At 46.9% G+C, this 15694-nt stretch carries 7 protein-coding genes, 11 tRNA genes and 2 rRNA genes; all 20 read right to left on the reverse strand.

Features of this window, described 5'->3' with window-relative positions; translation table 11 throughout:
• Positions 1-63: 63 nt before the first annotated feature.
• The gene (gene glmS / locus MKY24_RS23415) at positions 64-1896 is read right to left on the reverse strand and encodes a glutamine--fructose-6-phosphate transaminase (isomerizing) (protein WP_023990480.1); all 1833 of its coding nucleotides are present in this window, start codon (positions 1894-1896) and stop codon (positions 64-66) included.
• A gap of 631 nt (positions 1897-2527) precedes the next feature.
• Positions 2528-3868, reverse strand: a complete 1341-nt coding sequence (gene glmM, locus MKY24_RS23420) for a phosphoglucosamine mutase (RefSeq protein WP_013312125.1) — start codon at positions 3866-3868, stop codon at positions 2528-2530.
• A 60-nt stretch (positions 3869-3928) separates the two neighbouring features.
• Positions 3929-5398, reverse strand: a complete 1470-nt coding sequence (locus tag MKY24_RS23425) for a CdaR family protein (protein WP_023990481.1) — start codon at positions 5396-5398, stop codon at positions 3929-3931.
• Positions 5395-6228, reverse strand: coding sequence for a diadenylate cyclase CdaA (gene cdaA, locus MKY24_RS23430; protein WP_013312127.1), 834 nt, complete (start codon positions 6226-6228; stop codon positions 5395-5397). The genes MKY24_RS23425 and cdaA overlap by 4 nt, the downstream gene beginning before the upstream one ends.
• 221 nt (positions 6229-6449) lie before the next feature.
• Positions 6450-7073: a zf-HC2 domain-containing protein gene (locus MKY24_RS23435; protein ID WP_013312128.1), complete on the reverse strand. Its 624-nt coding sequence runs from the start codon at positions 7071-7073 to the stop codon at positions 6450-6452.
• Between the two features lie 150 nt (positions 7074-7223).
• Positions 7224-7790, reverse strand: coding sequence for an RNA polymerase sigma factor SigW (gene sigW, locus MKY24_RS23440; RefSeq protein ID WP_016818747.1), 567 nt, complete (start codon positions 7788-7790; stop codon positions 7224-7226).
• A 191-nt stretch (positions 7791-7981) separates the two neighbouring features.
• Complete coding sequence (gene ppc, locus MKY24_RS23445; RefSeq protein WP_264454484.1) at positions 7982-10774, reverse strand: phosphoenolpyruvate carboxylase; 2793 nt, start codon at positions 10772-10774, stop codon at positions 7982-7984.
• 738 nt (positions 10775-11512) lie between these two features.
• Positions 11513-11583: transfer RNA gene (locus MKY24_RS23450), tRNA-Gly, on the reverse strand.
• Positions 11584-11592: 9 nt separating this feature from the next.
• A tRNA-Pro gene (locus MKY24_RS23455) sits at positions 11593-11666 on the reverse strand.
• Positions 11667-11684: 18 nt separating this feature from the next.
• Positions 11685-11761 (reverse strand) — tRNA-Arg (locus tag MKY24_RS23460).
• Positions 11762-11766: 5 nt separating this feature from the next.
• Positions 11767-11841 (reverse strand) — tRNA-Gly (locus MKY24_RS23465).
• A 10-nt stretch (positions 11842-11851) separates the two neighbouring features.
• A tRNA-Leu gene (locus MKY24_RS23470) sits at positions 11852-11932 on the reverse strand.
• An 11-nt stretch (positions 11933-11943) separates the two neighbouring features.
• Positions 11944-12019: transfer RNA gene (locus MKY24_RS23475), tRNA-Lys, on the reverse strand.
• Positions 12020-12023: 4 nt separating this feature from the next.
• Positions 12024-12098 (reverse strand) — tRNA-Gln (locus MKY24_RS23480).
• A 55-nt stretch (positions 12099-12153) separates the two neighbouring features.
• Positions 12154-12229, reverse strand: a tRNA-Val gene (locus MKY24_RS23485).
• An 11-nt stretch (positions 12230-12240) separates the two neighbouring features.
• Positions 12241-12312 (reverse strand) — tRNA-Glu (locus tag MKY24_RS23490).
• 11 nt (positions 12313-12323) lie between these two features.
• Positions 12324-12396, reverse strand: a tRNA-Thr gene (locus MKY24_RS23495).
• A 3-nt stretch (positions 12397-12399) separates the two neighbouring features.
• Positions 12400-12475, reverse strand: a tRNA-Asn gene (locus MKY24_RS23500).
• A 19-nt stretch (positions 12476-12494) separates the two neighbouring features.
• A 5S ribosomal RNA gene (gene rrf, locus MKY24_RS23505) occupies positions 12495-12611 on the reverse strand.
• Between the two features lie 148 nt (positions 12612-12759).
• Positions 12760-15684: ribosomal RNA gene (locus MKY24_RS23510) — 23S ribosomal RNA — on the reverse strand.
• Positions 15685-15694 lie beyond the last annotated feature (10 nt).

The following is a 15694-nucleotide window of genomic DNA, read 5'->3' on the forward strand; positions in this document are numbered from 1 at the left end:
ACTTTTTTTACTGGTTCCGCACTTTTTTATCACCAGACAATTAGTTTAGCATTTTACTAAAGCTTATTCTACGGTAACACTTTTCGCCAGGTTACGTGGTTTGTCAACATCATGACCCAGTGCAAGAGAAGCGTAGTAAGCCAACAGTTGGAGAGATACAACCGAAATTGCAGCAGACAGGATTGGAAGTGTCTTTGGAATGGCAAATACCTGATCCACGGACTTCAGCAACTCAACTGCGTGCTCTTCGTACGTAATCGCAAGAACATCTGCACCACGAGCCTTAACTTCCTTAATGTTGCTCACGGTTTTCTCCAACACGGATTCCTGTGTTACCAAAGCGATAACCGGAATGCCGTCTTCAATCAATGCCAGTGTACCATGCTTCAATTCACCCGCAGCATAAGCCTCGGAATGAATGTAGGAGATTTCCTTGAGCTTCAGGGAGCCTTCCTGTACTACAGCATAGTCCTGACCGCGACCAATAAAGAACAGGTGCTTGTGGCTCGCAATTTGCTCAGCATAGGCTTTGATCGCATCTGCTTTACCCAGCATCTCTTCCACTTGCTCTGGCAGAGATTCCATAGCAGCCAGCACATGAGCTACTTGCTCACCCGTTTGTGTGCCACGCACTTGAGCGAGATACAAACCAAACAGATAGAACGCAATCAACTGTGAAGAATATGCTTTAGTGGAGGCTACGGCAATTTCCGGTCCTGCCAGTGTAACCAACACATCATCTGCATCACGGGCAATGGAGCTGCCGACTACGTTGGTAATCGCCAGTACATGAGCGCCATTTGCTTGTGCTTCACGCAGTGCTGCCAACGTGTCAGCAGTTTCACCGGATTGGCTCACTACGATCACCAATGTCTCTGGTGTTACGATAGGTGAACGATAACGATATTCGGAAGCCACATCGTTTTCTACCGGTATACGAGCCAGACTTTCAATAACTGTACGACCAATCAAACCAGCATTGTAAGCTGTACCACACGCAACAATTTGAATGTTGCGGATATTTTTAATTTGTTCTTCTGTCAGCTTCAGCTCAGGAAGAACAACTTTTTTAGTATCTTTATCGATACGGCCCAACATTGTGTCACGATAAGCCTTAGGCTGCTCGTGAATTTCTTTCAGCATGAAATGCTCATAGCCGCCTTTTTCTGCTGTTACAGCATCCCATTCGACATGAATCATTTCCCGAGAAATAAATTGGCCTTCGATTGTCATTAATTCGACAGCATCACTGGTCAAAACAGCCATTTCGCCATCGTTCAAAATAAATACATTGCGTGTATATTTCAGAATAGCCGGAATGTCGGAACCGATAAAGTTCTCGCCTTCTCCCACACCAATAACCAGCGGGCTAGCTTGACGAACAGCAACCAGCTTATTAGGCTCATGCTCTGTCAGCACACCCAGTGCAAAAGCACCGCGCATAAAGGTAATAGCTTTTTGTACTGCTTTGACGATATCCCCTTTATATTCACGCGCAACCAGATGGGAAATAACTTCCGTGTCCGTTTCGGAAATAAAGGTATGACCTTCGCTGATCAGCTGCTCCTTCAGCTCCAGATAGTTCTCAATAATTCCGTTGTGAACTACAGAGAACTTTTGGCTCTCATCCAAATGTGGATGGGAGTTTTCATCAGAAGGCTTACCGTGCGTTGCCCAACGTGTATGTCCGATACCTGCATGGCCTACCAATGGCGTACCATCCAGTTTAGCTTCCAGATTCGCCAGACGACCTTTAGCCTTAGCTACTTGCAATCCTGAATCTGTAAACACGGCAATACCCGCAGAGTCATAACCGCGATACTCCAGCTTCTTCAATCCGTCAATCAATACCTCTTGTGTATTCTGATTACCAATATATCCTACAATGCCACACATATTCGTTATCCTCCCGATCATCATTTCACAAGACGACTCATCACAGGACTAACGTGTGCGGTAGATTGCGGAATAAAGTTCATTCATCTATGAAGTTGTCAATGATAACTATAGAATTTACAGGCATCTCTTCACGAATGTAACGAAATTCCCAAACCGCGCACGCCAATGATGATGGCCGCACATTCATGAAATGAATCTTATAATTTAGGTTATAAAATAATAAAGGCATCTACCGGTGCGTTGTGTAAACAGTTGCCTGTTCATTTTCCGCTGCCGGTTTACGGCTTGATGCTTCACCGGAAGGTCCCCGCCGAATGTTTCGAACACCTTCACCTCGTCAGCTTGTTTTGTCGTGAACCGATTTGCGAGCAACTTTATCTCAACTGAATCCGTTGCTTCTCCACCAAGTTCCCCCGCACAAAATCAAGCTCTGGCGCTTGTATTACGAACCTTACAACCCTCACTTTCTCTATCTGAGTCACAGCATCCCTATATTATATTCAGCTAAGTATCATTTGGCAATGACACTTTATTCATAATTACACCATGAAGGTCATAAATCGTTAGTAAATAACCGCAAACGCCGTTGCCTGCTTCTTTTTCGCAGGCAACCGACGTTTACAAAATTTTAAACTAATTCTTTCTTCACGACATCTACGATCTGACCGACAAATTGCTCCAGTTCGTCCTTATCCGGGCCTTCGGCCATCACACGAATAAGTGATTCTGTGCCTGAAGCACGGACCAATACACGCCCATTATCACCCAATTGTTGTTCCACCTGCTCAATTGCTTCTGCAATAGCAGGATTCCCCTCGTAATTGCGTTTGTCCTGCACACGCACATTTACGAGCACTTGCGGATACTGTTTCATGAGCGATTTTAGCTCACTCATTTTCTTGCCAGAAGCTTTCAAGGTATCTACCAGCTGAATCCCGGTCAGCATGCCATCGCCTGTCGTATTGTGATCCAGGAAAATAACATGACCAGACTGCTCACCGCCCAGATTAAATCCACCCCGACGCATTTCTTCCATCACATAACGGTCCCCGACCGCAGTTTTTGCAGTCTTGAGTGCCAGCTTTTCAGTAGCTTTATAAAAACCGATATTACTCATCACTGTCGATACAATGGTGCTATCCTTAAGTTTTCCCGCGCGGTTCATTGCATCTCCGCAAATGCAGAGAATATAGTCGCCGTCTACCTCTTCCCCGTTCTCATCAATCGCGATCAGACGGTCGGCATCGCCGTCAAAGGCCAGACCAATATCCGCTTTCAAGCGGCGCACTTCCTCTTTCAACTTCTCAGGATGAGTCGATCCGCAATGATCATTGATATTCAAACCGTTTGGCTCGGCACCGATGGTATGTACCTCAGCTCCCAGTTCTGCAAAAAGCTTCGGCGCCAGCTCATAAGCTGCTCCGTTTGCACAATCCAGTACAATTTTTAACCCTTCAAAAGAATGGCTAATTGTTGTTTTCAAGAACTCCAGATAATCGTAGCGGGAGTGCTCGTCTACAACAACCGTTCCCAATCCGCCACCAATCGGACGAGGCAGTTGGTCTTCTTTTGCATCCATCAGCTCTTCAATTTTCAATTCCGTTTCGTCTGTCAATTTAAAACCGTCGCCGCCAAAAAACTTAATGCCGTTGTCTTCAACTGGATTGTGAGATGCTGAGATCATCACACCAGCGTCAGCTTTCAATTGACGTGTGAGATATGCCACCCCAGGTGTCGAAACAATACCTAGACGAACCACATTAGCCCCAATGGACAGCAAACCGGCTACAAGAGCCGATTCCAGCATCAGTCCAGATATCCGTGTATCCATACCAATAACAACTGTCGGTTTCTCTACATTACCTGCTAAAACATATCCGCCGCAGCGGCCAATGCTATATGCCAGTTCGGCTGTAAGTTCCTGATTAGCAACGCCTCGTACACCATCTGTACCAAAATATTTCCCCATGTAAAATGACTCCCTTTTTTTGTCTAATAAATCATGATTATTTACTACAGATAAAACATGTTATGGCTGACTGTTCTCCGAGGTTCCATTCGCAGAAGAATCTGCGCCGTTATGAGGATTTGTTTTATCCTCCGCAGCTGCGTTGTCCCCGGTCTTAGCGTCAGAGTCTCCACTTTGACTGCCTTGCCCCTCCTGTGGCCTCTCCTGCCCCTTTTCGCCACTACCAGAGGGGTTTGATTCATTCTCACTGTTCGGATTCGTTACAGCAGGCGTAGAAGGGCTCTCAATGTTGACCGTTGCCTTTAGTTGGCTAGCATTTCCGGCTTGCGTAATATATTTAGGCAAGCCTACTTTCAGAGTAACCTCGTGTTGACCAGCCGCGAGGCCACTTACATCTGCCACCAAACTAATATCATCATTGGTTAAATTGTTTACCATATCCTGCGGGCCCTTCACAGTAACATCCATCGTCTTGCCTGCGGGCGCTGTAACAGTCGCAGTCGCTCCATCTCCTGCACCTTGTAAAACGATTGGGATGCCTGACAGCGTCCGTTCCGTATCTGTGACTTCATTGGAAGGAACGACGGTCACCTGAATTTGTATTGACCCTGGCTCGATTTTATCAGAACCTGAGGGGGCTGCCAAATTAGCTTGAACTGCACGGGTCCCCGCTTCCGTAAATTGACTTAAATCCAATGTAGCCGTGACGTAAGAACTAAGGCTGCCCAATACATCCTGCGATGCATACACCGCCGCTTCTTTCACGTTTGCATTGACTTTAGAAAGCGCCAATCCGTCTGGCAACTCTCCGGAATATACAATCTTAACAGGCACAGATTTCGCCTGCTGAGTTACCGGAATTTCAACGGACACAGTGGATGGCTCAATGACCGCACCTGTAAGTTCCTGTCCCTTTTTGTTATAAGCCTTCAGTTTTACACGGTTCTGTTCAAACTTTTCTGAGATGCCATCCGTATTAACAGCCCCCTGAACGGCAGTGACGGTACTCAACTGGCTTTTGGGCAAGGTAACCTTCACGGTTTGAGGAGCAATCACAGGCTTACCAAGCTGCAATCCCGCATCTGGATTTCCCTTAGGAACTATAGATACATTAAATGATTTCGTTTGTTTTTCCTCAATCGTCACTGTAACACGGTTAGGAGTCATAGATACCAATTCCACCCCGTCCGGTAAATCCGGTTCGAGTGATAATGTTTTAGTGCCTGCTCCTAAGCCGTTTAAGTTTAGCTTTGCCTGATAATTATCCGCGAAAAAGGAAGTCAGCACAGAGCGCTGTCCTCTAACTTCCATCTTTACATGGTCAGTATCCATGGTAGACAATACATATTTTGAATCATCCAGACCACTGGCCTGAATGGCCACATTATCAATCACTTTATTATTATAAGAAACGGTCAGCGTAGATGAAGGTGTACCTGTATCTAGATGGACCATTCCCCACAGCAGAACAGCAACCGCAAGCGCCAATATCTTGGAAATCGTATTATTGTTAATCCATTTGTCCATCATGAATTTCCACGGCCTCCCCTCCGATTCCAGAATGAGCCGCGTTTTTCCTTCAAAGACGGTGTTGGCCGCAACTCCTCATACAGCTTGGAGATTAGGGATTCTTCCTTAATGTCGCGCACGACCTGTCCATTAATGGCCAAAGAAATTTGCCCTGTTTCCTCTGACACCACGACAGTTACGGCATCCGTTACCTCACTCACCCCAATCGCAGCCCGGTGACGGGTTCCCAACTCCTTGCTGATGAACGGATTTTCCGATAATGGCAAATAACAGGCCGCAGAAGCAATCTGTTTATTTTGAATAATCACCGCACCATCATGCAGAGGGGTATTAGGAATGAAGATGTTAATTAGCAGTTCAGAACTGACTACAGCCTGTGTCTTGATACCAGACTCTGTATATTCGTTTAGCCCTGTCTCACGCTCAAATACGACCAAAGCTCCTATTTTCCTACGTGATAAATAATTCAGCGCCTTAATCATTTCTCCGATTAACTTGTTAATTTCTTCATCATCCGCAGACGAACGCCCAAATAGTTTGCCACGCCCCAACTGTTCTAGTGCACGACGCAACTCAGGCTGAAAAATAATAAAGATAGCCACCACACCAAAGGTGAACATCTGGTTCATCAACCACTTGAGGGTATACAAATCAAACCAGGTACTAACCGCCCAAATGACAACCAGAAATAGAATCCCTTTCAACAATTGAACTGCACGCGTTCCGCGAACAAGTAAAATAAGCTGATACATAATATAGGTTACGATCAAAATGTCGATAATATCTTTAATGGACTCTTTCCAAGTCAGGTCCGCAAAATAATCCAACATGCGCATGCCCCCGCAATTTTCTGTAGTGAGTGGGTGTAATATGTACACAGTATGCTCTCTCTATCTAGGTTATAACGATCAGGCTCACGTTGCAAGCTGTGTGACAAAAGAACCGCTAAAATCAGTAAAATACAGTACAATTCGCCAGCTTCATATACAAAAAAACGCCTTTTCCAGCGGAAAGAGGCGCTCGATATCGTCCTTGCCATTTCAAGCTTCTTTTATGGAGAAGAGGGTCCCCCGAATAAATCAGTAACCTTGTACCAAATCCAATCCAAGGTTTGATCAATACTTTTAACCTGTCCTGCAATATGAGCGGTGGACGCTTGATAATAAGAACCATCAATTACAGTTACATTTCCTTCCACATCGCCGTATACACGGGCTTCACCATTTTGCACTGTTAGATCTCCGGCAATGGATTTCCCTTCAGGCACAATCACAGTATCACCCTGAATAACGACTTGATCCAGTTGGCTTCCTTTGACTACCAATTGATGGTCCGTGCTAGAAAAGCTAGCCATGCTTGAGCATATAACAATAAGGAAGAAGGCAGCGGCTGTTACAGCGGGATGCCTTTTCACCCACGTCAGCATAGGCACCGCAGTCTGTCTTTTATGCGGTGGCAAAGCATTCATAATGCGAAATGTCAGCTCATCCGATACACACGGCACTTGATGATAGCGTGTACCGTAAAGCATCGCATCCGTCCGCTCCAGCTCTTTAAAACGCATGCGGCATTCCGGGCAGTCTAACAAGTGCTGTTCCAACTCATGTTTGTCCTGCTCAGACAGGTCGCCATCTAGATAGTCATGCATAAAAGAGACGGCTTGTTTGCAATCCATATGAGCCAATCCTTTCTAATATTCTTCCGTGTTTCTCAACATAACATGCTCCGGCTTAGAAACTTTGCTCATCTTACATACGTTACAACGAGCATTATGTTTCATAAAAACATCTACGCAGACTCTTTTCCTAGAATCTATGCGCATGATCTATAGCTTGTGCTCCAGTTTTTTGCGCAGAAAATCCCGGCCCCTGTGTACTCTTGTCTTAATCGTGGTGACTGGGAGATTGAGCACATCACTGATTTCCTGTAAGGAAAGCTCCTGCAAGTACCGTAAAACCATAATCGTCCTATATTTATCCGGAAGGCTGTCAATGGCGTCATGAATTAAAGCCTGCGTTTCGGACAGAAGCGTACTCCCCTCAGGGGTAAGCTCTTCACTGGCGAGCATGGCGTACCCATCGACACCTTCCTGATCATTCATTTCAGCATCAAGTGAGTATGTAGGTTTTCTCCTTCGCAGACGATCAATGCACAGATTTGTAGCAATTCGATAAATCCAGGTTGAGAACTTCTGTCCATGATCGTATTTTTCCAAATTACGATACACACGCAAAAAAGTTTCCTGCACCAGATCCTCCGCCTCATGGCGATTACCTAGCATCCGGTAGGAAAGATGAAAAATCCGATCTTTATATAACTCGACTAACTCCGCAAAAGCTCGCTGATCACCTTTCTGTACCAGCCTCACCAAGCGGCTTTCCATATTATCCACTCTATACTCCCCCAGACTTGCTGATGGGTTACTTACTACATGTTTATGATTATTCATCGTAGTTTAATTTTATCCGGAAATCAACTGTAGTATTGTTACTAACTGCAAGCACACCTGCCATCAATATACAAACAGCACAATCGGGCACCCCATGAGTACCCGATTGCCTGTATTCGTACAACCACACTATATCAGCCCGTATTTCTTAAGCCTGCGGCAATTCCGTTAATCGTCAACAATACCTCACGCAGCATTTCAGTGTCATCACCGTTCTGATCCCGCAGCTCCCGTAGCTCACTTAGCAATTGAACCTGCAAGTAACTTAACGGATCAACATAAGGATTACGCAACCGGATAGATTCCTGAATAACCGGCACGTCGTCCAAAATCTCGGATTGTCCGGTTATTTTCAAAATCAACTCAGATGTCAGCTTGAACTCCGCTGAAATCTGTCCGAAAATGCGCTGCCGGGCCTCTTCGTTATCCGACATCCCAGCGTACTCTTCTGCAATCAGTAAATCCGCTTTAGCGATTGCCATTTGCAGTGTATCAATAAGTGACCGGAAGAAAGCAGAGTCCCTAAACATCGTTTGCAGCACTTTAAGGTTATCCTCATTGTTTTGATAGAAGCTTTGCAAACCTGTTCCAGCCGCATACCACGCAGGTAATAAGTAACGGCTTTGTGTCCATGCAAAAACCCATGGAATGGCGCGCAAGTCCTCAAAACGTTCGCTGTTCTTACGCTTGGACGGACGAGATCCAATATTCAGCTCGCCCACCTCAGGCAACGGTGTAGATTCTTTGAAGAAGTTGAAGAAATCTGGATCTCGGAAAATCAAATCCTGATACTTATCCAGTGATACTTGGGAAATGCGGGCGATAATCTCCTCCCAGCTCTCCTCAAACACTTCCTTCTTCCCGGAACGATGATATGCCACAGCCGTAATCAGCGCCGATGTTGCCTGCTCCAAGCTCCGGTACGCGATGCCTCTAAGCGAGTATCGGGATGATAGTACTTCGCCTTGCTCCGTAATCTTGATTCCGCCTCCAATCGTATGAGGAGGCTGAGCCAAAATACTGCGATTAAGTGGCATTCCACCACGACCCAGCGCACCTCCACGACCGTGGAAAAACTTCACTTTTACGCCAAACTCATTAACTACTTCCGTAATGCTATTCATAGCGACCCGAAGTTCCCAGTTCGCTGTAACCACACCGCCATCTTTATTACTGTCCGAGTATCCCAGCATAATCTCCTGAAGCTGGTCCATCGCAGCCACAGATTGTCGATATACAGGCAAGTTCATCAATCTTCTCATAATATCAGGTGCAGCATGCAGATCATCTATCGTTTCGAACAAAGGGACGGATTGCAGCGTACAGATAACAGTACCATCCTTCTCGATGCGGAACAGGCCTACCTCTTTGGATAAGACCATAACCTCCAGTAAGTCACTGGCTCCCTGAGTCATACTGATCAAGTAGCTTGTAATGGACTGCTTGCCGAATTCCTCCTGAGCCAAATAAATCGTACGATATACGTCAAGACATTCCTGTGTACTATCGCTATATTTTAAATACGGTGAAGTAATCGGACGAGGTTCATTCAGCAGCTTTTCCAGCAGATTTATTTTTTCTTCTTCTGACAGCTTACTGTAATCCGACACAATATTCATTTTAGAAAGAATTTCAGTCATCGCATTTTCATGTTCTTGACTATGCTGACGCACATCCAGCGTAGCTGTATGGAATCCAAACAACTCTACCTGGCGAATCATCTTTTGAATATATGTGTTTGCTACATAATCGGCAAAATGATGACGCAGGCTGTTATCAATAACATTTAGGTCTGCAATGAGCTCTTCCGCAGAATTATAACGCTCATTGGTGCCCTGTTTGCTTTCATCCAGGATGTTGTTCACTTTAGCAATCATATATGCCAGTTTAATGCGATATGGCTCTTTTTCGTTATGCCATACTTCCATCTTTTTAAGTGTAATGTGTGTACGGTCTTCTTCAATAGAAGCCAGCAGATCATCGGAAACTCGCACAATGCTGGTGCTGAAACTCAAGTAACCCATGAGTTCCTTTAACGTGTGCTGATATTCTCTCAAAGCCAACTTGCGCTGCATACGTAACGTTTCCCAAGTCACATGAGCTGTCACAGACGGATTGCCGTCTCGGTCTCCACCGATCCAGGAACCAAATCTCAGATAAGTGGGTATGTGCCATTTTTGTTCGGGATAATATTTGTCCAAACATCGTTCCAATTCTTGGTACACATCTGGGAGTACATGAAACAAGGTCTCGTGAAAATAATACATTCCATTTCTCACTTCATCTAATACAGTTGGCTTGCGATCACGCAGCTCATCTGTCTGCCACAGCGTAATTACTTCGTTTAGCAGATTCTCCCGTACCTGTTCCCGCTCACGCAAGGTAAGCATCGGATTATCCAGCAGCATGACGTCCTCGGAAATGCGCTTGTGGATATCCAGAATTACTCGTCGTGTCGCTTCTGTAGGATGTGCGGTCATGACTAGCTCCAAAGAGAGCTCTTTCAGCAAGTTGCTAACGTCCTCAGCGGAGAAGCCCCCTTGTTTAAGCTCCTGAACGGAACTTTCAATGGAACCGGGCTGAACATCTTCACCAGCGGAATGCTCATAATCCCGCTTACGACGAATACGATGGTTTTGCTCAGCGATATTCACCAACTGAAAATAAATCGCAAACGCGCGAATAACCTGGTGACGAATATCCGTATCCAGTCCGCTGACCATTTGTTTGAAATTCTCATACAACTCCGGCTGATACCCGGCACGTAACGATTTACTTGTCTCACGTATTTTCTCCACGATATCCAAAAGTTCGTTGCCACCCTGATGAACCAAAACCTCACCAAGAATATTCCCTAGAAAACGAACGTCCCGCCGTAGCAGATTGTTGGATTGGTTTTTGTTAGCGGTTAACGTAAGCTCAGTCATGCTTTTCCCCCCATCTGATCTGTTCCACACCATATACAGTTGTAGCAAAGGTACGTATACACACGAAATTTGACACTTTCTTAACATCATACAATAAAAACGCATGAAAAGCTGCAAAATTTACAGTAAAAAATCATCTTTTTGAATTACTTCTTTCGAGAAAATATTGGATTGTTATGAATAAATATGAAATTAATAAATAGAAATGAATGTATACACTAGTGATGCGTGAAACATTATGCACAGTCTCTTATAAAGAGTGTGTTTTTAAAGGTACAAATTCATGCGACATAGTGTGTATATGTTTATTATTTGTTGACAAAGTCAACTCCATTAGCCTTCTATCCACAAAGATATACACAAATTAGCCATTTTCTCAGTGTTTCTAGGGTATTTCCTCTTTAACACTTCGCTTTTTACCCACATAAATAAAGGGAAATGTGCACAACCCAAGAGCAACTGTTGAGTTATCACCATGAATTCGTACCATAATAGCTATAGGATTCCTATATTTAAAGGATTTGATCACGAAATTAGCCTTACTGCAGGAGAAAGGGGAACGTTAGAGGGGAAATTCGGGATCTAGGTGTCAAAAGTAACAAGAGCCTATGTACAATATGCACAAGTCATCCCCAACTGTGCATGACAGGAGACATAATTGCACTAGCTTATATACATAGAAGTAAATGTAATGTGGACAAAATAAAAAGAAGCCTTTCGGCTTCTAGGTAATCGGTAAGCGGGTGATGGGAATCGAACCCACGCTATCAGCTTGGAAGGCTGAAGTTCTACCATTGAACTACACCCGCAAAATAGTATCGGGATGACACGATTTGAACATGCGACCCCCTGGTCCCAAACCAGGTGCTCTACCAAGCTGAGCTACATCCCGATATAATTTTTTAAAATATGGCGCGCCCTGAGAGATTCGAACTCCCGGCCTTTTGATTCGTAGTCAAACGCTCTATCCAGCTGAGCTAAGGGCGCAAATATGGAGCGGACGACGGGAATCGAACCCGCGACCCTCGCCTTGGCAAGGCGATGCTCTACCGCTGAGCCACGTCCGCAAAAACAAGATGCGCGTGGAGGGACTTGAACCCCCACGTCAAAGACGCTAGATCCTAAGTCTAGTGCGTCTGCCAATTCCGCCACACGCGCATGTAATACAATGGTGAGCCATGAAGGACTCGAACCTTCGACACCCTGATTAAAAGTCAGGTGCTCTACCAACTGAGCTAATGGCTCTTAATGGCTGGGGATATAGGATTTGAACCTATGCATGACGGAGTCAAAGTCCGTTGCCTTACCGCTTGGCTAATCCCCAATATGCATATGATTCACAATTCCCCAAGATTTCATCCAGGTAAGAGGATGAAAAATGGTGGAGGCTGAGGGGCTCGAACCCCCGACCCTCTGCTTGTAAGGCAGATGCTCTCCCAGCTGAGCTAAGCCTCCATAATATCCTATGACCCGTAGGGGATTCGAACCCCTGTTACCTCCGTGAAAGGGAGGTGTCTTAACCCCTTGACCAACGGGCCATCCTATAACAAGCTCTCAACCGGGTTCGAACCGGTGACCTCATCCTTACCATGGATGCACTCTACCTGCTGAGCTATGAGAGCAAATGGCTCCCCGAACAGGACTCGAACCTGTGACAACTCGATTAACAGTCGAGTGCTCTACCAACTGAGCTATCAGGGAATATTAATCATAAAGCTCTGCTTGGCGACGTCCTACTCTCCCAGGACCCTGCGGTCCAAGTACCATCGGCGCTGGAGGGCTTAACGGTCGTGTTCGGGATGGGTACGTGTGGAACCCCTCCGCTATCGCCACCAAACATGAATTTGCTGTGCAAATTCTCCCGTACGGTTATTCGGTTCATCACTTATCGTGTGAATGAATAGCCATGCGCTTGTATGTATTTCTACATACCTTCAAGGTTACACCCTGAAAACTGGATCCGAAACTCATTTGCGTTTTATTTTTAGGATAAGCCCTCGACCGATTAGTATTGGTCAGCTCCATGCATTACTGCACTTCCACCCCCAACCTATCTACCTCGTCGTCTTCAAGGGGTCTTACTAATTGGGAAATCTCATCTTGAGGGGGGCTTCACGCTTAGATGCTTTCAGCGCTTATCCCTTCCGTACATAGCTACCCAGCGGTGCTCCTGGCGGAACAACTGGTACACCAGCGGTACGTCCATCCCGGTCCTCTCGTACTAAGGACAGCTCCTCTCAAATTTCCTACGCCCACGACAGATAGGGACCGAACTGTCTCACGACGTTCTGAACCCAGCTCGCGTACCGCTTTAATGGGCGAACAGCCCAACCCTTGGGACCTACTTCAGCCCCAGGATGCGATGAGCCGACATCGAGGTGCCAAACCTCCCCGTCGATGTGGACTCTTGGGGGAGATAAGCCTGTTATCCCCAGGGTAGCTTTTATCCGTTGAGCGATGGCCCTTCCATGCGGTACCACCGGATCACTAAGCCCGACTTTCGTCCCTGCTCGACTTGTAGGTCTCGCAGTCAAGCTCCCTTCTGCCTTTGCACTCTTCGAATGATTTCCAACCATTCTGAGGGAACCTTGGGGCGCCTCCGTTACTCTTTAGGAGGCGACCGCCCCAGTCAAACTGCCCACCTGACACTGTCCTCGCACCGGATCACGGTACCAAGTTAGAACCTAGATACGATCAGGGTGGTATCCCAAGGATGCCTCCCTTCAAGCTGGCGCTCAAAGTTCAACGGCTCCCACCTATCCTGTACAGATCGTACCCAAATTCAATATCAAGCTGCAGTAAAGCTCCATGGGGTCTTTCCGTCTTGTCGCGGGTAACCTGCATCTTCACAGGTATTAAAATTTCACCGGATCTCTCGTTGAGACAGCGCCCAAGTCGTTACGCCATTCGTGCGGGTCAGAATTTACCTGACAAGGAATTTCGCTACCTTAGGACCGTTATAGTTACGGCCGCCGTTTACTGGGGCTTCGGTTCATAGCTTCGCCCGAAGGCTTACCACTCCCCTTAACCTTCCAGCACCGGGCAGGCGTCAGCCCGTATACTTCGCCTTGCGGCTTCGCACAGACCTGTGTTTTTGCTAAACAGTCGCTTGGGCCTTTTCACTGCGGCCCCCTCGGGCTATTCACCCTACCGAGGCACCCCTTCTCCCGAAGTTACGGGGTCATTTTGCCGAGTTCCTTAACGAGAGTTCTTCCGCGCGCCTTAGAATTCTCTTCTCGCCTACCTGTGTCGGTTTGCGGTACGGGCACCTTCTCCTGGCTAGAGGCTTTTCTTGGCAGTCTGAGATCATGACCTTCGCTACTATAATTTTCGCTCCCCATCACAGCCCAGCCTTACGATGTGCGGATTTGCCTACACACCAGCCTCACTGCTTAGACGGACATCCATCAGTCCGCGTCACTACCCTACTGCGTCACCCCATCGCTCATAACGGATTACGGTGGTACAGGAATTTCGACCTGTTGTCCTTCGACTACGCCTATCGGCCTCGCCTTAGGTCCCGACTTACCCTGAGCGGACGAACCTTCCTCAGGAACCCTTAGGCTTTCGGCGGATCTGATTCTCACAGATCTTTTCGTTACTCATACCGGCATTCTCACTTGAATGCAGTCCAGCGCTCCTTACGGTACACCTTCAACCCGCATTCAACGCTCCCCTACCCCTGATGCAATGCATCAAGCCATAGCTTCGGTGGTGTGTTTAGCCCCGTTACATTTTCGGCGCAGAGTCACTCGACCAGTGAGCTATTACGCACTCTTTCAATGGTGGCTGCTTCTAAGCCAACATCCTGGTTGTCTGTGCAACTCCACATCCTTTCCCACTTAACACACACTTGGGGACCTTAGCTGATGGTCTGGGCTGTTTCCCTTTCGACAATGGATCTTAGCACTCACTGTCTGACTCCCGGAACTAAATCTATGGCATTCGGAGTTTGACTGAGCTTGGTAACCCTTGCGGGCCCCGCACCCAATCAGTGCTCTACCTCCACGATTCTATTTCCGAGGCTAGCCCTAAAGCTATTTCGGGGAGAACCAGCTATCTCCGGGTTCGATTGGAATTTCTCCGCTACCCCCACCTCATCCCCGCATTTTTCAACATGCGTGGGTTCGGGCCTCCAGTGCGTGTTACCGCACCTTCACCCTGGACAGGGGTAGATCACCCGGTTTCGGGTCTACGTCCACGTACTCATTCGCCCTATTCAGACTCGCTTTCGCTGCGGCTTCAGCTCTTCACCTTAACCTTGCACGGGAACGTAACTCGCCGGTTCATTCTACAAAAGGCACGCCATCACCCATAGATCGGGCTCTGACTTCTTGTAAGCACACGGTTTCAGGATCTATTTCACTCCCCTTCCGGGGTGCTTTTCACCTTTCCCTCACGGTACTGCTTCACTATCGGTCGCCAGGGAGTATTTAGCCTTGGCAGATGGTCCTGCCGGATTCATACGGGGTTTCACGTGCCCCGCACTACTCGGGATCCGTCTCGGAGAGAACAAGTTTTGAACTACAGGGCTTTTACCTTCTCTGGCGGGCCTTTCCAGACCTCTTCATCTAACCGGTTCCTTTGTAACTCCATGTGAGACGTCCCACAACCCCAAGGAGCAAGCTCCTTGGTTTGGGCTAATCCGCGTTCGCTCGCCGCTACTGACGGAATCACTATTGTTTTCTCTTCCTCAGGGTACTTAGATGTTTCAGTTCCCCTGGTCTGCCTCTATTCTGCCTATGTATTCAGCAGAAAGTGACTGTCGATGAAGACAGCCGGGTTTCCCCATTCGGACATCCCCGGATCAAAGCTTGCTTACAGCTCCCCGAGGCTTTATCGTTGTTCGCCACGTCCTTCGTCGGCTCCTGGCGCCTAGGCATCCTCCGTGTGCTCTTTGTAGCTTAACCTAGACTTTTC

This window comes from Paenibacillus sp. FSL P2-0322 (assembly GCF_037975315.1).
GTDB classification, from domain to species: domain Bacteria; phylum Bacillota; class Bacilli; order Paenibacillales; family Paenibacillaceae; genus Paenibacillus; species Paenibacillus polymyxa_B.